This is a genomic window from Lysinibacillus sp. fkY74-1 (assembly GCF_053165895.1).
This window is the reverse complement of the sequence record NZ_CP170173.1, coordinates 2,675,065-2,692,928: the sequence shown is the minus strand read 5'-3', so window position 1 is coordinate 2,692,928 and position 17,864 is coordinate 2,675,065. Positions and strand designations below refer to the sequence as shown.

Below are 17,864 nucleotides of genomic sequence, written 5' to 3'. Positions count from 1 at the left end.
TGTGGAAGGAGGTTAGCGTAGAATGGTACAAAATGAAAAAAAACTCCCGTTAACACCATTGCAATTAGTTATGTTAATGGAAACATTAAAAGACCCAACGTCAGAAGCTTATTGGCAAATTTTGTCTTATGAAATTCCTAACTCATTTACATTCAAAGAGATTCAAGAAGCTTGGTTAAATACTGCCAGAGCTAATCCAGCATTAAGAACAAAATTTGAGTGGGAGCAAGAGATAGAACCAATCCAAATTATTCAAAGCAATGTAGAAGAAATTAATGTATTAGAGGTTAATTATTTATGGATTCAAGATGAATTTATGAATATAGAGAATTGGTTTAAAAGTGAGATTGGTAGGCTACAGCGAACGTTGCTAAATAAGACACAACAATTTTACCTTATTCAAAACTGGAAACCTTCTAAAAACCTATTAGTATGGGTGCATCATCATATTATTATGGATGGTTGGTCAATTGCTCAGACACTTGAGGATTTCTTTAAGCTGTTAAATAAGGATGTCACTTCATTAGCAATTCGTCCAGATATCGAACCATATTTACATTATATTAATGATCCAATGTATCAAAAAGGGCTGGAAAAATATTGGGGAAATGTGTTAAGTGATTTAGCTGAAGCAGAAACATTAGCGATAGAAAAATCGCAACATATGGGTCAAAAACCATTATTTAAGTATTTGGATAAAGAGTTAAGTAAGAGAGCGGCAGAAAATCTTCATGCCTATAGCATAAAGAACAGAGTGACTACTTCAAGTGTCGCTTTAACAATATGGGGCGTGTTGATTAATCGATATCAACATACGAATAATCTATACGTAGGTTCGACTTTTGCATTAAGGCCGTATCAATTACTAGAGTCGAGTGATATGAACGGGATGCTCATAAACACATTACCAGTCAAAATAGGTATAGAAGATGAACTAACATTAAAAGAAGTATGCCTCCAGACAATGGATCATCTGCAAGATATTTCTGAAAATAGCGGAATTCCGTATTCTAAATTATTACAGTTTGGTGGTGTATCTGGAAATACAGAAATCTTTAAAACCTCTGTCATTTTCCAAAATTTCAAGGGAAGCTTAACTAATAAAAAGAATGGTGATTTGGTTCACCAGTATGGAACAAGCTCTGATCCTTTATCAGTAACATTTAATATTACACAAGGCTCCATATGCTTACGATTAGGTTGGGATCAACAACGTTATGAGCAAACAGAGCTTCTGAGACTTCTAGATTCTCTTGAGTATATATTTGAAAATATAGATAACTATAATAATATGTTGGTTAAAAATATTAACTTAACACAAATCGAAGAGCTATATTTAAAAAATGTTTTAACGACAGATGTTTCTGCAACGTCTGAAAACTTTTCGATTCACTCTATTTTAGGAGACTACAGGGAAGATTCTTTAGCCATTTCAGATGATCAAAGAAATTTAAGCTATCAAGATGTGAAAAGATATATCAATATTGTGGCTAATGAACTACTCAAAGAAGGAGTACAGAGTGGGGATACTGTTGCATTGGTAGGAAAAAAAGGTATTGAAACAGCAATCGGTATTTTTGCTGCTTGGACAATAGGCGCTGCATGGTGTGCTATTGATACGAGTATACCTGAAGCAAGAACTAAACGTACATTAGAGATATTGCAGCCAAAAACATTATTATTCCTAGATAACATTCCAGCTATTATTGAACGTAGTACGGATGAGAAAGAAATAATAAGTGAGGCCTACAAGTTTAACCCGGGAGATGTGGCATATTATATTTCTACTTCTGGTAGTACAGGAGAACCTAAAATCGTTTCATTAAAAGCAGAAGGGTTGTTACAAATCATACAAAGCTGGAAACAATTTTATCACCTTGATAGTGAACAGTATGTTCTTCAACTAGGGAGCTGGACATCGGATGTTTTTTTAGGTGATTTGCTGAAGGCATGGTCAACGAATGGATATTTGTTTATTTGCGAGGAAGAAAAAAGAATTGATATGGCCTATTTAGCAGAAATGGCAGCTAAATATAATATTTCATTTTTAGAGTCAACCCCTGTTTTAGTAAGGGAATTTATCCACTTTTTAAATGAAGAAAATAGGGTCTTAAAAGATTTAAAAACAATCGTAGTAGGTGCTGATACGTTCAGACTTGAAGAAAAGAATGAAATATGTGACATGCTTTGGGAAGGTATCAATTTTTATAATGGCTATGGTCTAAGTGAATGTACAATTGAGTCTCTAGTTTATAAGTGTAATAACAATCAGGATAGTTCTAAATCAGGACTTTGCCCAATAGGTAAACCATTACCGGGAACCATGCTGAGAATTGTTGATAAATCAGGTAATTCTGTAGCCCCTGGCATGATAGGCGAACTACACATTGGAGGGAAACAAGTAACAAAAGGCTATGTAACCGAGGATGGTTTCGTTACCTCCACTTGTTATACTCTGGATGGTGTTAGCTACTTCCGGACTGGTGATTTAGTAAGATTAAATGCTAATGGAGTGATTGAATTTTATGGACGCAGTGATCAGCAAGTAAAAATTCGAGGCTATCGATTAGAATTAGGTGAAGTAGAGAACGCGTTATTATCACTTCAACCTGGCATGGAATGCTTTGTTAGCTGTCTTCCAAGTAATAACGGTGAAAATACTTTAATTGCCTTTGTTAGTGGGACAGACCAAAGTATTGAGACCATTAATAGTAGGATTTCAAAGATACTTCCGGATTTTGCGATTCCGAATGAAATCGTTCCATTAGAAAAGCTACCTCGCAATACGAATGGCAAGATTGATAGAGTGTCGCTAAGGAAACAAGCTGAAGAATTACTGAATCAATTAACCGCTACGTCGACTATCTCAATGTCAGGCGATATGGTTGATATGGTAAGAGAGACATGGGAAGTAGTTTTAGGAAAGAAAGTACAGTTGAATCGGAGTCTATTCGATCAAGGTGGCCACTCTTTAATTGTACTGAAATTATATAACTTACTTCGAAAAGTGTTACCTTCTTATGAGTTTGTAGTGGGTGATCTTTTCCGATATCCAACTATCAATCGGTTTGTAGAAGAAATTACGGCTAGAAAAGAGGCAGAGCCTATTGAAGAAAGTACTATACCATCTTTCAGCAAAATTGAAGTACTTGAAAAAGTGAAACAAGGCGAGCTTACAGTAGAGGAAGCTATGAAAATAATAGGTGGTCATAGATTGTGAAGATGAAACAAGAAAAAGGCTATTTAGTATATAACCCAAATCCACATGCAAAATTAAAATTGCTATGTTTTCATCATGCTGGAGGTTCAGCACTTTCAATGGTTCCTTTAGTGAGAGATTTATCTGAAGATGTAGAAGTATGTTTGTTTGAATTACCTGGTAGAGGAATGACAAATGATTTACCTTTCCTATCAACATTTTGTGAGGCAAAAGAATATCTATTTAAAACAGTATTTCATTATATTGATCGCCCAGCCGTTTTATTTGGTCATAGTTTGGGAGGACTATTTGTCTATGCTTTATCAAGTTTATTGGATGAGAAAAGTCAATATATTAAAAAATTAATTATTTCAGCTGCTAGGTCCCCCATAACTGTAGCTAATCATGCGACGCATCCTGAAGCTCCGTTTACGAGGCGAACGAGGGAAAGTATTATAGCAGATATTAGAAGGCTAGGTGGAGTGCCAAATGAGCTTGAGTCTGATTCGAGGCTATTCAATTCAATAGTGGATGTTACAGGCAGAGATTTTCATTTGCTCGATACATTTAAATTCGATGATAAAGCATTGGTCAACTATCCAATGGAACTTTGGTTAGGTACACAAGATTCAGCAGTTCCAGATGGGGAAGTTAAACTGTGGGAGAAAATGGCGCTCAATGACTATAAGTGTAAGTATTTTAATGGTGGTCATTTTTACTTGAGTGAGAGTGAGGAGCCTGCTCAAGAATTGAGACAGGAACTCATGAATATTTATACCAACATCAAAGGAGGGGTGATTCATGCAAACTAAACTTAAACCAGGGGAAAGAAGACATTATAGGGAAATTGAACTTTGGAAAGATATTACCAAAGAGCAATGGGATGATTGGCATTGGCAATTAACGAACACTATTAAAACTTTAGATGATTTAAAGAAAGTTGTAAACTTAACTGAGGAAGAAGAAGAAGGAGTCAAAATTTCTCTACAAACGATTCCTTTAAATATAACTCCTTATTATGCATCTTTAATGAATCCTGATGATGTACGATGTCCAATACGTATGCAGTCAGTGCCATTATCTGCTGAAATTATGAAGAGTCACTATGATCTAGAGGATCCATTGGATGAAGATGAAGATTCCCCTGTACCAGGTATAACTCACAGGTATCCTGATAGAGTATTGTTCCTAGTTACCAACCAATGCTCCATGTATTGTCGATATTGTACAAGAAGAAGATTTTCTGGACAGGTGGGAATGGCAGTACCTAAAAAGCAGCTTGATAGAGCTATTGATTACATTAGGAATAATGAAGAAATTAGAGACGTTTTATTGTCTGGCGGAGATGCCTTATTAATTAACGATAAAATTCTTGAATATATTTTAAGCAGTTTAAGAGATATACCGCATGTTGAAATAATTCGAATTGGTACTAGAGCACCAGTCGTATTTCCTCAAAGAATAACGACTGAGTTGTGTTCGATTCTAAAAAAATATCATCCTGTATGGCTAAATACACACTTTAATACGTCGATCGAGTTAACTGATGAGGCGAAAGAAGCCTGCGAGAAGTTAGTCAATGCGGGGGTTCCAGTGGGGAATCAGTCTGTTATACTGACAGGGATAAATGATAGTGTGCCAATAATGAAAAAATTAGTGCATGATTTAGTGAAAATCCGAGTTAGACCATATTATATTTATCAGTGTGACCTGTCTGAGGGGATTAGCCATTTTAGAGCACCTATTTCTAAAGGATTGGAAATAATTGAATCTTTAAGAGGACATACTTCTGGTTATGCTGTGCCAACATTCGTGGTAGATGCACCAAACGGAGGTGGGAAGATAGCGTTACAACCAAATTATATAATTTCCCAGAGTCCTGAGAAAGTAGTTTTAAGAAATTATGAAGGCGTTATTTCTTCTTATCCAGAGATAAAGCACTATGAATCAGGTACAGCCGATAGTTATTTTTCTGAGGTTTATGATTTAAAATCATATGACTCAACAGGCGTTTCAAAGCTTTTAGAGACTGAACCTTCGAAAAGCTTAGTTCCTACAAATCTTCGACGATATAAATTAAGAGAAAGATATAAAGAAGAGGGAGCGGAGACATTAAAGGATAAAAGAGAAAATAGAGATGTGTTAAAACAAAAGAAAATATTACAAGCACAGAAAACAAATAAATGTTAGATAGGGGAATCGTGATGGTAAGCTTTTATGGTAGTTTATCTACAGAATTATATGATATAGATAAATATATTGGTAAATCATTTGGAGATGTAGAGTATTATTCAAAAAGGTTAGAAGGTGTAAAGGGAAAGATATTAGAGCCTGCCGTTGGTAATGGTCGTATCCTAATACCTTTATTGCATAAAGGACTAAATATTGAAGGTTTTGATCTTTCTGATGACATGTTACAATTATGCAAAAAAAATTGTGCAGAAAGTGAGCTTACACCAAATCTATATTCATTAAATATGTGCAATTTTTCTTTGGAACAAAAATATGAGGCGATTATTATTCCGACTGGTTCATTCCTATTATTACATCAAAGAGAAGATTCTTTAAAAGCCTTAAAGTGTTTTTATGATCATTTAGAGGATGGAGGCCGTTTAATAGTAGACACTTTCCTTCCTGATTCGTTTGAGAAGGGGTATGTTTCAACTAGAGTATTTAAGAATCAAGACGGTGACTCTATAACATTGGAGGAAGTATTGGTAGATGTGGATTACATTAATCAATTTACGATTACTCACAATAAATATCAGAAATGGGAAAACACTAAACTAATTGATACTGAGTTAGAGATCTTCCCGTTAAAGTGGTATGGAGTAGAAGAGTTTAGAGGAATTTTACAAGATATTGGATTTAAGGATGTAACAATTTCTTCAGATTATGAGTATAATAAATATCCAACAGATGGTTCACAGGTATTTACGTATGAAGCAATAAAATAATAGCACTTAATAATGAAAGAACCCCGCAATAAAAAGTGTTTGTTCTTCAAGTCCTTAAAAGTTCGATTGGTAAACGATTTGTTTACCAAATCGAACTTTTTCTTTTTTTGTTGAAAGTAGTATGGGATTCGTTTTCAGTAGGTCAAGGGCAAAAGAATACATTGGGTCAAGTTTTGAGGTAAAACACGTCATTCAACTGCACATGATGACAGAAGGAAAAAGGCTAAGATTTACAATAGACAACTGTATTTAATTCGACAGTAGATGGGAAAATAAAAGAACCTATACATTTAAAAGAGGCGCCCTTATAAAACTAAGAGACGCCTAAAACATTTGAGGTAAAAATTCCCTCATGAATCGTTGATTTTTACGTAACCATATTTTTAATATCATCCGATGTGTTAATAATCTATGTCGCTTATTAGGCCTTGCCTTCGCTTCTATTAAGCTTTGTAGTAGAATACAAGTCTCCGTTGCAAAGGCTTGAGGCTCTACGAGAACATCAAGCTTATAATCGATTAGCTGTGCTGCCTGAACCTTTGCCAGTAATTGAGCAAATTGTCTATTCATAGCTGCATAATTTTCTGCTAATTCTAGGTCGATTAGGGAATATAGTGCTTGTTCAATTTCAAGTTCCAATTCTAGTAGTAGCTCTTTGGATAGCTGTGTCATTCATATCACCTCTTTTACACGGCTATAAAACCAATAGTGGCAAATAGTATGCCAAACAACAGGGTACTAGCTATATAGCCTATAACTTGCCCCCATTTTTGCTGTTCAATTAGCTGTAATGATTCAAATCCAAAAGTTGAAAATGTCGTATAGGCTCCTAAAAAACCAATGCCGATCAGCTGCCATAACCAATCATGGAGATGGAGGGCAAAAACAAGACCGAGTGCAAAGGAACCTGTACAATTGATGATAAAAGTTGCCCACGGATAAGGATGGGCCAATAATTTACCTAAATAAAACCTTGAAATGGCGCCTAAAAATCCTCCAATTCCAACAAGAATCATGCCAGTCGCCCCCTTGCTAGTCGTATACCCAGCCAGGCGCAGAATAAACCACCAGCAATACTTATGACAACATAGAGAACTGCTAGGAGCCACTCATTTTGTTGAACGAGTAATAATGTCTCTAAGGAAAATGTCGAATAGGTTGTAAAGGCCCCACAAAAACCAGTGCCAATCCCAAGGACAATAGGTGTGCGCTTTGTAAAAGTAGTGAAAAGCCATGCTAGGCAAAAGCAGCCAAGTAAATTTATCAATAATGTTGTGGATGGAAATCCTTCCGAGTTTGGAATGGCAAGACTCAGTCCATACCGGCAAATGGCTCCAAGAATGCCACCAATCCCAACAGTGAAAAATGATTTCAACGTAAAGACCCCTTACTAAAATGACTATTATTAAAAAGTGTATCACGAGAAGAAAATTTTAGAAATATTTCGATGTTGGGAATTTTATTAAATCGAGTTTTCAACTTTCAATGCTAACAAATGAACGAATATGTCTCTAATTATTATTTAATTACTTAGCTAGTTTATAGCTAGTACTATTAGTAGGGTGAACGATTTTGTTGTAACAAAATAATATATAAATATAGTATATAAAAATAGATTTACAGCAGGTTTTGAGAGAAAGTGTAGTCGAGATTCTAGCTAAAAAAAGTGATAGGAAATACATCATAAAACATCGCTTACGGTTTATCCGAATGCTGAGCGCGTAGCAGCATTTTTGGGGCTGCTCATTTCAGACTTTAGGTTAATGTCAGCTTTAAAAAAATGATGTAATGTTAAAAGTAATAAATGTCGAACATGCTTTCCTTTTGAGCATAGGTGTAAAATTGTATTTTAGTGCTTTAAAGCGTTAACTATTTTCCGGAAATGATAAAAAATAACAGTGTGATAGTTGACAATTATTTCTATAGTGTGATAATCTTCAAGAACACTATAACAAATAAACTAAAGGAGGGCATGACAATGTTAATTTTATCAGTATCATATTTAATCACAGCTACATACATTGTCCATGCCTAACGCTTATTTAAGATTGCACACAAAGGTATGGATTTCATCCGGCCTTTTATAAGAGACACATGCTCTTTTGAGGGGTATGTGTCTTTTTTGGTGCCTAAAAAGGTTATAGTAAAATTCAAAAAAGGAGTGTATGTTTATGCGAAACACTGTACGTCGAATGATTTTCAAAAAGGAATTTCTAGAAAGTGGGTAGCAATGCCACAACAGCACGGAAGAAAGAAGGTAATTATGTATGTTTGATGTTTTAAGTAAATTAGGCTGGTTCTTTAAACGCTATTGGAAACAATATACAGTCGCGATTGTGCTATTGATGATTGCTAGTGGGTTAGAGGTTGTTCCTCCATATTTACTGGGCTCAATTATTGATATTTTGACAGCAGGTGAAATGACGCCAGCAATTTTAACAAAGTATGTGTTTATTTTTATCGGGATCATTATTGGGGGCTATCTGCTGAATTTTGTGTGGCAATTCCGACTATTTGAAGGGGCTATTAACCTTGAAAAAATTTTACGTCGAAATTTGATGCAGCATTTTTTACGTATGACTCCAACCTTTTATGAAAAAAATCGCACAGGGGATTTAATGGCTCGGGCAACAAATGACTTAAATGCCGTTTCCACTACTGCTGGGTTTGGGATCATGACGTTGATTGACTCAACGATTTATATGGGGTTTATCATTTTTGCGATGGGTTATATGATTTCTTGGAAGTTAACACTATTTGCCATGCTACCAGTTCCTATTATGGCCATCCTCATTCAATATTTAGGGAAAATTGTACATGAACGTTATATGAAGGCTCAGGATTCTTTTGGGGAATTGAACGATAGTGTCCTTGAATCAGTAGCAGGTGTGCGAGTAGTGCGTGCCTATGTGCAGGAAAAAAAGGATGAGGCTAATTTTGCGGATATGAGTGAAATCGTTTATGCAAAAAATATTCATACAGCTAAAATTAACGCTTTATTTGGCCCTATTACTAAAGTGGGTACAGGAATCAGTTATGTTGTTGCGCTTGGGTATGGTGCTCATTTAGTAGCGACAGAGGCCATGACAGTAGGGCAACTTGTAACCTTTAATGTCTATTTAGGATTAGCGGTTTGGCCAATATTTGCCATTGGCGAGCTGATCAATGTCATGCAACAAGGGAATGCATCACTCGATCGTGTGCAGGAAACGTTAAACTACGAGGCGGATGTTCGAAATATTCCGAATCCACAAATGATTGCGACACCTAAAGCAATTGGCTTTGATGATTTAACTTTCCAATATCCTATGAGCCAAGTGAAAAACCTACAACAAATTTCACTGTCATTGAAAAAAGGGCAAACACTTGGAATTGTTGGAAAAACTGGCGCCGGGAAAACTACCTTCCTCCGTCAATTATTACGAGAATATCCAATCGGTCAGGGACAGCTTTCCATTGACGGTATTGATATTACTGCTCAAACGAAGGAGCAAATTCTTGATTGGATTGGCTATGTTCCACAAGATCATGTGTTATTCTCCCGTACCATTCGTGAAAATATATTATTCGGGAAAGAAGATGCGACGCAGGCAGAATTACAGCAGGCGATACGGGCTGCATATTTTGAAAAGGATTTAGAAAATCTACCAATGGGTCTTGAAACGCTTGTAGGCGAAAAAGGTGTATCTCTTTCAGGCGGTCAAAAGCAACGTGTATCTATTGCTCGTGCGCTAATTAAGGACCCTGAAATTTTAATGCTTGATGATTCACTGTCTGCTGTTGATGCGAAGACAGAGGCAAGAATTATTGAAAATATTCAGCGAGAGCGTGATGGAAAAACAACGATTATTACCACACACCGATTATCGGGTATTCAACATGCTGATATTATTATCGTGTTGGATGATGGGCAAGTTGTTGAGCAAGGAACACATGAGGAACTTCTTTCACGACAAGGATGGTACAAGGAGCAATTTGACCGTCAGCAGCTAGAAGGAGGTGCCTCATGAGTACGAGTCAACGTTTAATGCGCTATGCAATGTATTTTAAAAAGCCTATTTTTCTAGGCTTATTCTTCCTGACAATCGCCGTTTTTACGGAGCTTGTTGGGCCATTTATTGCTAAACATATTATTGATAATTACATGACGATTGGTCATATTGAAATCAAACCGATTACGTGGTTGCTAATTGTTTATTTACTATTAGCTATTGCTACGGCGATATTACGCTATTTTATGTATATTTATTTACAAATTGGTGCAAATCGGGTTGTTCAAAAATTACGTAAAGATGTTTTTGAGCATATACAAACTTTACCGATCCAGTACTTTGACAATCTACCAGCTGGCAAAATTGTTGCGCGTGTTACAAATGATACAGAGGCGGTTCGGAATTTATATGTACAGGTACTCTCCAATTTTGTGACGAGTTTCATATCCATTTTTGGCGTTTATATAGCACTCTTTATTTTAAATTGGAAAATGGCAATGCTTGCTTTAACGATGATTCCTATTGTGTATTTATGGATGATTTTATATCGAAAAGTTGCTTCCAAATATAATGATGTTATCCGTACGAAAATTGCTGATATTAATGCCATGATCAATGAATCTATCCAGGGGATGACAATTATTCAAGCATTCCGACGTGAGCAACAAATGACAAAGGAATTTGATGATATGAATAACGAGCATTACGCATATGAGCGAAAGCTGTTAGTTCTTGATTCCGCTACTTCCTTTAACCTTGTCAATACTTTAAGGCTTATTATGTTTACTGTCTTTATTGTCTATTTTGGTACACAATCATACACAGCCACAGAAATCATTTCAGCGGGGACATTATATGCGTTTGTCGATTATTTAACAAAGCTATTTAATCCTATTACGAATATCGTGAACCAATTTTCTCAGCTTGAACGATCCCTTATTGCAGGGAAACGGGTGTTTGAGGTGCTAGATACAGATGGTGAGCCTGTCTCAGAAAAAAGTTTACCAAGATATAAGGGCAATGTCCTTTTCGAGGATGTTTCATTTGCTTATAAAGATAATGAATATGTACTTAAGAACCTATCATTCGAGGCACATCAAGGCGAAACTATTGCCTTAGTTGGTCATACAGGCTCAGGGAAAAGTTCGATTATGAATTTATTGTTCCGCTTCTATGATCCATCGAAAGGTAAGATTTCCATTGATGGCATTGATATTACATCTGTTCCTCGACAAACAATGCGGGAGCATATGGGAATTGTGCTTCAAGATCCTTATTTATTCACAGGAACCATTGCCTCCAATGTGAGCTTAAATAATCCAAACATTTCTCCAGAGAAGATTAAAGATTCTTTGAATGCTGTTGGAGGAGAACGTGTTTTAGCGAATTTGCCAAACGGATATGATGAGCCTGTAATCGAGAAAGGAAGCACATTATCTTCAGGACAACGTCAGCTCATTTCCTTTGCAAGAGCACTTGCCTTCGATCCTGCTATTTTAATACTGGATGAAGCAACATCCAATATTGATACAGAGACAGAGGAAATTATTCAGCATGCAATGGATGTCCTGAAAAAAGGACGGACAACGTTTATTATTGCCCACCGACTTTCTACGATTAAAAACGCAGATCGAATCCTAGTGCTAGATCGAGGGAGAATTGTCGAGAATGGCACACATGATGAATTGCTTGAGCTTGGCGGTATTTATGAAAAGATGTATCAAATGCAAGCCAATTCCTTACAATAATTTAAATAATAAAATCTTGCGGGTCAGACCGTAGATAGGAGCCATCGAGAATGCATTCTCGATGGCTTTTGTCATTTTCTCTCAAGACGCTCATGGAAAAGAAAAAAGAAAGACTATAGGCAGCTCAAACGTTTTAGGTTTGATCTATAGTCTAACTTCTATTAAATTAGGGTATTTTATTCATTTCACATATTTCAAGACATTGATAAAGAATAATAAGACGGAAAGGGCTACGGCAATGCCACCACCAGAAACGAATAGCTCAAATAACCACCTTGGCACATCTAGATAGACCATCATCATGCCAACTAATAGGAATGGTAGGCCAATATTGTATAGCCAGAACTGTGCTTTGGCGAGACCTGTTTCCGCAGCATCTTTATAAGTCGAATAAATGAAACCTATGAATCCAGTAGTCAGCCAACCTACCACACCAATATGAGCATGTGTCGTTTTCCATTGAAGTTGAACAGTATAATGCATAAACAGTCCAAAAGCAAAAACAATCAATAAATACAAGACTGAGAGCTTAATCCATTTAGCACCCATTTTTTTAACAACTCCCTTCCTGAAAGTGAACTTAGCTAGCTGCTACAGTATATTCGTGTCAAATAAAAATGATGCTTGGATGTATTTGAAAATAAATGTTGTTTGTTTTCATTAAACTAAAATATTTAATGGGAACTTTTTGTAATATGTAAACTTTTCATGGAGTTCTGCGTTGTATAGGCAGAAGGGAGGTGGACATGGTAAAGCAATCAATGAATGCGTTTTTACAGCAAGCAGGAACTTTGCTATATCGTTATTTGAGAAAACGTGGATTAGCCCATGAGGATGCAGAAGATATCGTCCAAGATACATGTTATAAATTTTTATTACATAAAAATGGAATTCAGTCAGACAAAGTAATGAGTTGGTTATATCGTGTAGCAACCAATCAATTTTATGATCTCAAAAGAAAAGAAACACGTCATCCAACAACAGAATTAGATGAAGTTCAATTGACTTCATTAATTCATATTCCTGAGATCCAGATGCTAAAAAAAGAAAAATTAAAGGACATACAGAACACATTAGAAACATTATCCATTTTGCATCAGGAATTACTAATCTTGAAATATGAGTTGGGATTATCGTATAAGGAAATATCAGCCTTGATGAATAAGAATGAAAACACACTAAAAACGCATGTCAGACGTGCTAGAGAAGAATTTACGGAACGATTTAAGGAGGATATTCATGATGAATAATGAAGAAAATGAATTTTTGTTTGATGATAAAAAAACGAAAAAAATAATGAGAAAGGCAAGGTTTTGGTCAACAGTCAAAATGATTGGGGTTACATTGGTCGTTACACCCATTGTGCTAATAGCATTATGGTATGGGCTGAGGACTTTATCGTTAAATAGTGCGCAAAAAGTAATGGATGATATTCATTTATTTAACGAAATAAGTGCGCCAAATGTCCAAATTAGTAATCAGGTTTATGACGATAATTTGTTGGGAGGGAAAATAGCAATAACAACCTATAAGGTGCTTGGAGTTCAGCATCGGCCATATATTTGGAAGCCTATTAAAAGCAATTATAATCTATTTGGAACGCTTACACGAACTGCCACTTCTAGCCCCATCCAAATAGAAGGTTCAGAATCACTGGCAGAAACATATCAAATCGAAAGGTTTAATGACTACACAGGTGATCGAGAAATGTTTTTTTATCATCCAAAAATTTCTTACGACCATTATAAAGATAATATTAGTGAACTGAATCAATTGGAGAAAAATACTTTAGTAGAATTAGCTATTTCTTTTGATGATGCCTATAGTTTTGGTGAAATTAAAAGCAAGCTTCCTTCTGAAGTACAAGTAGATTGGTGGTGGGTGGATGCATATACAGATGATACTCTAGATTTTTTTAAGCAAGGACAGAATACTATTTCAGCCAATGACTCATACATTTACGGCTTCCAATCAGAGCAATCCCAACCAAAACCCCGACGCTCTTCAAACGACGAGGTTGAGACCTTTATTCGAAATATTGAGCTTCTTCGCAAAAGCAAGAACTTTGAGTGGGAAACAAACCAGGTTTATCAAGCTTTAGTAGGAGAAAATGGAACCTTGGAGAAAAGTGATGTGAAAATAACTGGGGCTGTAGTAACTGGTACACCAGAGCAGTTGCAGTCATTACAAGGACAAACATACATTAAAGGGTCTATATTTGGTGTAATATCAAATCAGAAATAGAGAGCTCGAAAAGAGTAATCGGTACAATCATGTAGGAAAGATCAATTTTAGAAAAGCTTATTTTGGATTAACTCTTCTCCAGAATAGGCTTTTTATCTGAAGTTAATTAGTTTAAAAATAAATAGTTTAATGTTAAACTATATTTAAATAGACATGAAGGAGATGTGTTATGAATGGGTAAATTAGATAACAAAGTAGTCATTATTACTGGTGGTGCAGGTGGTATTGGTAGTGGTATGGCTAAAGCAATGGCAAAGGAAGGTGCCATTGTCACGATTGTTGACTTAAATGCAGAAGCAGGCGAAGCAATGGAGAAAGAGTTACAACAAATTTCTCCGAAGTCTATGTTTTTGCAAGCAAATTTAATGGAACGGGATCAATTACCAAAAATTATTGATACAGTTGTAGAAAAATACGGTAAACTAGATGTGCTAGTTAATAACGCTCATGCTGCGAAACAAGTTACAATAGAAGAAACAACACAAGCGGATCTTGACTTATCTTTTGGAACAGGTTTCTATCCGACATTCTATTTAATGCAAGCGGCATTACCACATTTAAAAGAAACACAAGGTAATATTATTAATTTTGCATCTGGGGCAGGTATTCAAGGCCATGAGACACAGGCAGCCTATGCTGCTGCTAAGGAAGCGATCCGAGGCATTTCTCGAGTTGCTGCAAATGAATGGGGCAGATTTGGTATTAACGTCAATATCATTAGCCCACTTGCAGATTCACCAGGTGTACAAGCATGGGCAAAAGCACAGCCAGAGTATTATGAAGCAGTGAGAAGTAAAATCCCACTAGGTCGTTTTGGGCATATTGAACAGGATATTGGACGAGTAGCTGTCTTCTTAGCTTCCGACGATTCACAATACATTACAGGTCAAACGATTATGGTAGATGGTGGTTCATTAATGCTTCATTAATCCTAGGCGTTTGAGGAGGAATTTTTTGAAACAGACAAGTATTTTTAAATTGATTCATATGATTGAACAGGTGAATAACGCCAATATTATTCGTTTTACAAAAGCGTTTCCTTATCCATTAGGAATTTCACCGATTTTAGTATTAAATGAGCTACATGTAAAAGGCCCTCAAAAACAGGCTGAACTAGCTGAAACCATTGGGTATACAAAAGGAGCAATGACAAGCATTGCTGAAAAATTAGTCAAACTTGGCTTAGCAGAAAGGCTGTATGATCCATCTGATCGCCGCACTATTCGCCTTGACATTACCGATGAGGGAAAAATAGCCTTATCAAAGGCTCAATCCATAGGGAAAGAAGTCTTTGTACAACTATTTGAAGTATTAGATGATACAGAAATTGCCCAGTATTTACAGATTCAAGAGAAGCTAGTACAGGGCATTCAAAATAAAAATGAATAGAAAAAGTTGTTTCATGTAAGAAGATCTATCCAGATCAACTCACCTCGATTAATTTTATGGAGGTGGGTTGATTTTTTTATTGGTTATTTATGCTAAAAATAATAGGTAATATTTTGTTTATTAATGGGGGTCCCATATGAAGATGAAGGCATACGCTCAAGACAGCCAATTAGAATGAAAGTAAGCCAGCTAGAAGTTCAACCGGTCACCTAATCGTTTTACATCTAATTGTAAAATAGTTGAATTTATTGAAAATTGTCCGCCTTCATTTTATAATACAATTACGGTTCTATTATAGAGACATATGAGGTGTAAAATGACATTAAAAACATTAGATAACTCATTAGAGGTTCTAAAATATTTTAATAAAGAAAATCCTACTTGGGGTGTTCGAGAATTAGCGAAAGAAATGAACATTAGCCACTCTATTATTTATAGGATATTAGCAACATTTGAACATCAGGGTTTTCTAATTCAACACCCTGAAACAAAGAAGTATGAACTTGGACTTCGTTTTCTAGAGTACGGTCAAATGGTAAAGGATAAATTAAATCTTTCTGATTTTGTGTTACCGATTATGAAAAATCTAGCTGAAGCCATTAAGGAATCCGTATTTTTAACATGGCTAGATGGCACAGATGGTGTGACGGTAGAGATTGCAGAAAGTTCTCAAACTATTAAGTTTTCTGTGTCGATTGGCACACGCACACCTTTACATATCGGAGCATCCTGTAAAACAATCATGGCTTTTCTTCCAGATGAGAAGAAAAAAGAGATAATGGATCATGGCATGAAAAAAGTAACACCGGAAACAATTACAGATCCAGATCAAATGTTAGCGGACTTAGAGAAAATTCAACAGCAAGGCTGGTGCTTTACGACGGGAGAATATTCTCACTCGGTATTTGGGGTAGGGGTCCCTCTTTTTAATAGCAAAAAAGAGGTGATTGCTTCACTAACAATTGCAGGTCCTATTTATCGAAAACCAACGGAGGAAAAGCTACCTGAAATGATTAATGTTCTTCAGTATGGCGCGATGAATATTCAGCGATATTTTGATCAATATAGCTTTAAATTGTACCAAGAATAGGGTGAAAAAGAGCCCGAGATAGTTAATGACTGTCTTGGGCCTTTGTTTTGGTTAGTTCTATAAATTCCTTGATGCTGGATACGGCGCTATCGATTTCTTCAAACGTATTAAAATAATGAGGAGATAAGCGAGCCATTTTACGAATATGATTGCGCTCCATGATGGTATTAGCCATAAATGTCCCAGCTTCTATAATGATGCCTCGATCCGCTAAAAAATTTGTCACATCATCTGGAGATATTCCCTCAATATTAAACGGTGTAACCGATAATCGATATTCACTATTTTGAGGGCCATAGAGGACAATGCCTGGAATCGTTTTAAGCTGCTCTATTAAATACTTCGTCAGCTGTTGAACACGCTGATAGATCAGTTGTATACCAATGGCATTTGCGTAATCGATGGCCGCCCCTAACCCTAATATACTTGGAATAACAGGACAGCCTGGCTCAAAACGTTTAGCTGTTTCAACAAATGAATAATCGTTGTTTTCATAATCCCAGTTAGTGCTACCCCAGCCGATTATAATGGGATCAATGGTTGAAATCAGAGCTTGTCTTACATATAAAAGACCAGAGCCTTCTGGACCACGTAGCCATTTTCGCCCACTAGCAACTAAAAAATCACAGCCTAGCTCTGCCACATCGATAGGGAGTAAACCCACTGTTTGATTGGCATTAATTAACGTAAGCACACTGTATTGCTGGGCAAGCTCACAGATTTCCTTTGCTGGCTGAAGAGCACCAGCCGCGTTTGACATGTGGGCAAAGGCTATTAATCTTGTATGAGGCGTGATGAGCTGTTTAAGCTCTTGTAAGTCCACCATATAGTCCGTATTCGTTTTCAAAACTTTTAAGCGAACCCCTCGTTGCTGAAGGGCAAGCCAAGGTACATGGTTACTTAACATTTCAGTATCAAGTACAATCACCTCATCATCTATTTTCCAATCTAAGCCTCCTGAAATATAATTAATCGCCATTGAACCATTTGGTACAAAGGCAATTTCTTCTTTTCTTGCACCGATAAATAAAGCTGTTTTTTCCCGAATTTGCTCCACCTGTTCATACGTTTCTTTCCGAAAAGAAGGTAAATAGGGGCCGATACTTGCCTGTTTTTGAAGGTAACTTGTCATCACATTCACTACAGGCTGAGGCATGGCAGAAGCGGCAGCTGTATTCAAATAAATATATTGCGCTAGAAGGGGCATATCCTTTTGAATGGTCCTCATATTTATCATTGCATGCA

At 36.3% G+C, this 17,864-nt stretch carries 16 protein-coding genes; 11 read left to right on the top strand and 5 right to left on the bottom strand.

Going from position 1 to position 17,864, the window contains the following annotated elements; translation table 11 throughout:
• Positions 1-22 precede the first annotated feature (22 nt).
• Genes ACE1MS_RS13240 through ACE1MS_RS13225 form a run of 4 tightly spaced genes read left to right on the top strand, consistent with a single transcriptional unit; the run spans position 23 to position 6,156 of the window.
• Positions 23-3,220 (top strand): condensation domain-containing protein, encoded by a 3,198-nt coding sequence (locus ACE1MS_RS13240; protein ID WP_447402403.1) that lies wholly within the window; start codon positions 23-25, stop codon positions 3,218-3,220.
• Positions 3,221-3,222: 2 nt separating this feature from the next.
• On the top strand, positions 3,223-4,011 hold the full coding sequence (locus ACE1MS_RS13235) for a thioesterase II family protein (protein WP_031416153.1): 789 nt from the start codon (positions 3,223-3,225) through the stop codon (positions 4,009-4,011).
• Positions 4,001-5,389, top strand: coding sequence for a lysine 2,3-aminomutase (gene kamA / locus ACE1MS_RS13230; protein ID WP_012294865.1), 1,389 nt, complete (start codon positions 4,001-4,003; stop codon positions 5,387-5,389). The genes ACE1MS_RS13235 and kamA overlap by 11 nt, the downstream gene beginning before the upstream one ends.
• A gap of 14 nt (positions 5,390-5,403) precedes the next feature.
• Entirely contained in the window at positions 5,404-6,156 is a 753-nt protein-coding gene (locus ACE1MS_RS13225; RefSeq protein WP_031416151.1) for a class I SAM-dependent methyltransferase, read from the top strand.
• 324 nt (positions 6,157-6,480) lie between these two features.
• Here the strand turns inward: ACE1MS_RS13225 and ACE1MS_RS13220 are convergent, their stop codons facing one another.
• Genes ACE1MS_RS13220 through crcB form a run of 3 tightly spaced genes read right to left on the bottom strand, consistent with a single transcriptional unit; the run spans position 6,481 to position 7,531 of the window.
• Positions 6,481-6,828: a hypothetical protein gene (locus ACE1MS_RS13220; protein WP_012294863.1), complete on the bottom strand. Its 348-nt coding sequence runs from the start codon at positions 6,826-6,828 to the stop codon at positions 6,481-6,483.
• A gap of 14 nt (positions 6,829-6,842) precedes the next feature.
• Positions 6,843-7,172, bottom strand: a complete 330-nt coding sequence (locus ACE1MS_RS13215; protein ID WP_012294862.1) for a fluoride efflux transporter FluC — start codon at positions 7,170-7,172, stop codon at positions 6,843-6,845.
• Positions 7,169-7,531 carry a fluoride efflux transporter CrcB gene (gene crcB / locus ACE1MS_RS13210; protein WP_036161984.1) on the bottom strand — a complete coding sequence of 121 codons (363 nt, stop codon included), beginning with the start codon at positions 7,529-7,531 and terminating at the stop codon, positions 7,169-7,171. Before crcB ends, ACE1MS_RS13215 begins: the two co-directional genes overlap by 4 nt.
• Before the next feature lie 892 nt (positions 7,532-8,423).
• Here crcB and ACE1MS_RS13205 point away from each other — a divergent pair.
• Both ACE1MS_RS13205 and ACE1MS_RS13200 read left to right on the top strand, forming a co-directional pair.
• Complete coding sequence (locus ACE1MS_RS13205; RefSeq protein WP_031417076.1) at positions 8,424-10,166, top strand: ABC transporter ATP-binding protein; 1,743 nt, start codon at positions 8,424-8,426, stop codon at positions 10,164-10,166.
• Positions 10,163-11,896: an ABC transporter ATP-binding protein gene (locus ACE1MS_RS13200; protein ID WP_012294860.1), complete on the top strand. Its 1,734-nt coding sequence runs from the start codon at positions 10,163-10,165 to the stop codon at positions 11,894-11,896. Before ACE1MS_RS13205 ends, ACE1MS_RS13200 begins: the two co-directional genes overlap by 4 nt.
• Before the next feature lie 180 nt (positions 11,897-12,076).
• Here the strand turns inward: ACE1MS_RS13200 and ACE1MS_RS13195 are convergent, their stop codons facing one another.
• On the bottom strand, positions 12,077-12,445 hold the full coding sequence (locus ACE1MS_RS13195) for a hypothetical protein (protein ID WP_031417077.1): 369 nt from the start codon (positions 12,443-12,445) through the stop codon (positions 12,077-12,079).
• Positions 12,446-12,642: 197 nt separating this feature from the next.
• On the opposite strand from ACE1MS_RS13195, the gene ACE1MS_RS13190 reads away from it, so the two are divergent.
• The 5 genes from ACE1MS_RS13190 (at position 12,643) to ACE1MS_RS13170 (ending at position 16,619) form a co-directional block, all read left to right on the top strand.
• A complete protein-coding gene (locus tag ACE1MS_RS13190) occupies positions 12,643-13,146 on the top strand; it encodes an RNA polymerase sigma factor (RefSeq protein WP_031417078.1) in 504 nt (167 codons plus the stop codon).
• Positions 13,136-14,140 carry an anti sigma factor C-terminal domain-containing protein gene (locus ACE1MS_RS13185; protein ID WP_239069381.1) on the top strand — a complete coding sequence of 335 codons (1,005 nt, stop codon included), beginning with the start codon at positions 13,136-13,138 and terminating at the stop codon, positions 14,138-14,140. The genes ACE1MS_RS13190 and ACE1MS_RS13185 overlap by 11 nt, the downstream gene beginning before the upstream one ends.
• 173 nt (positions 14,141-14,313) lie before the next feature.
• Entirely contained in the window at positions 14,314-15,069 is a 756-nt protein-coding gene (locus tag ACE1MS_RS13180; RefSeq protein ID WP_012294858.1) for an SDR family NAD(P)-dependent oxidoreductase, read from the top strand.
• Between the two features lie 25 nt (positions 15,070-15,094).
• Complete coding sequence (locus ACE1MS_RS13175; protein ID WP_031417081.1) at positions 15,095-15,529, top strand: MarR family winged helix-turn-helix transcriptional regulator; 435 nt, start codon at positions 15,095-15,097, stop codon at positions 15,527-15,529.
• Between the two features lie 316 nt (positions 15,530-15,845).
• Complete coding sequence (locus tag ACE1MS_RS13170; RefSeq protein ID WP_012294856.1) at positions 15,846-16,619, top strand: IclR family transcriptional regulator; 774 nt, start codon at positions 15,846-15,848, stop codon at positions 16,617-16,619.
• Between the two features lie 22 nt (positions 16,620-16,641).
• On the opposite strand, the gene ACE1MS_RS13165 is transcribed toward ACE1MS_RS13170, so the two are convergent.
• Positions 16,642-17,856, bottom strand: coding sequence for an aminotransferase class V-fold PLP-dependent enzyme (locus ACE1MS_RS13165; protein ID WP_198696000.1), 1,215 nt, complete (start codon positions 17,854-17,856; stop codon positions 16,642-16,644).
• Positions 17,857-17,864: the final 8 nt, after the last annotated feature.

What these genes read in the sequence shown, in the direction of transcription:
- ACE1MS_RS13185 (WP_239069381.1), top strand. Translation starts at nt 13,136, where the DNA reads ATGATGAATAATGAAGAAAATGAATTTTTGTTTGATGATAAAAAAACG.
- ACE1MS_RS13195 (WP_031417077.1), bottom strand. Translation starts at nt 12,445, where the DNA reads ATGGGTGCTAAATGGATTAAGCTCTCAGTCTTGTATTTATTGATTGTT.
- ACE1MS_RS13215 (WP_012294862.1), bottom strand. Translation starts at nt 7,172, where the DNA reads ATGATTCTTGTTGGAATTGGAGGATTTTTAGGCGCCATTTCAAGGTTT.
- ACE1MS_RS13225 (WP_031416151.1), top strand. Translation starts at nt 5,404, where the DNA reads ATGGTAAGCTTTTATGGTAGTTTATCTACAGAATTATATGATATAGAT.
- ACE1MS_RS13220 (WP_012294863.1), bottom strand. Translation starts at nt 6,828, where the DNA reads ATGACACAGCTATCCAAAGAGCTACTACTAGAATTGGAACTTGAAATT.
- ACE1MS_RS13205 (WP_031417076.1), top strand. Translation starts at nt 8,424, where the DNA reads ATGTTTGATGTTTTAAGTAAATTAGGCTGGTTCTTTAAACGCTATTGG.
- kamA (WP_012294865.1), top strand. Translation starts at nt 4,001, where the DNA reads ATGCAAACTAAACTTAAACCAGGGGAAAGAAGACATTATAGGGAAATT.
- ACE1MS_RS13235 (WP_031416153.1), top strand. Translation starts at nt 3,223, where the DNA reads ATGAAACAAGAAAAAGGCTATTTAGTATATAACCCAAATCCACATGCA.
- ACE1MS_RS13165 (WP_198696000.1), bottom strand. Translation starts at nt 17,856, where the DNA reads ATGATAAATATGAGGACCATTCAAAAGGATATGCCCCTTCTAGCGCAA.
- ACE1MS_RS13190 (WP_031417078.1), top strand. Translation starts at nt 12,643, where the DNA reads ATGGTAAAGCAATCAATGAATGCGTTTTTACAGCAAGCAGGAACTTTG.
- ACE1MS_RS13170 (WP_012294856.1), top strand. Translation starts at nt 15,846, where the DNA reads ATGACATTAAAAACATTAGATAACTCATTAGAGGTTCTAAAATATTTT.
- ACE1MS_RS13200 (WP_012294860.1), top strand. Translation starts at nt 10,163, where the DNA reads ATGAGTACGAGTCAACGTTTAATGCGCTATGCAATGTATTTTAAAAAG.
- ACE1MS_RS13180 (WP_012294858.1), top strand. Translation starts at nt 14,314, where the DNA reads ATGGGTAAATTAGATAACAAAGTAGTCATTATTACTGGTGGTGCAGGT.
- ACE1MS_RS13240 (WP_447402403.1), top strand. Translation starts at nt 23, where the DNA reads ATGGTACAAAATGAAAAAAAACTCCCGTTAACACCATTGCAATTAGTT.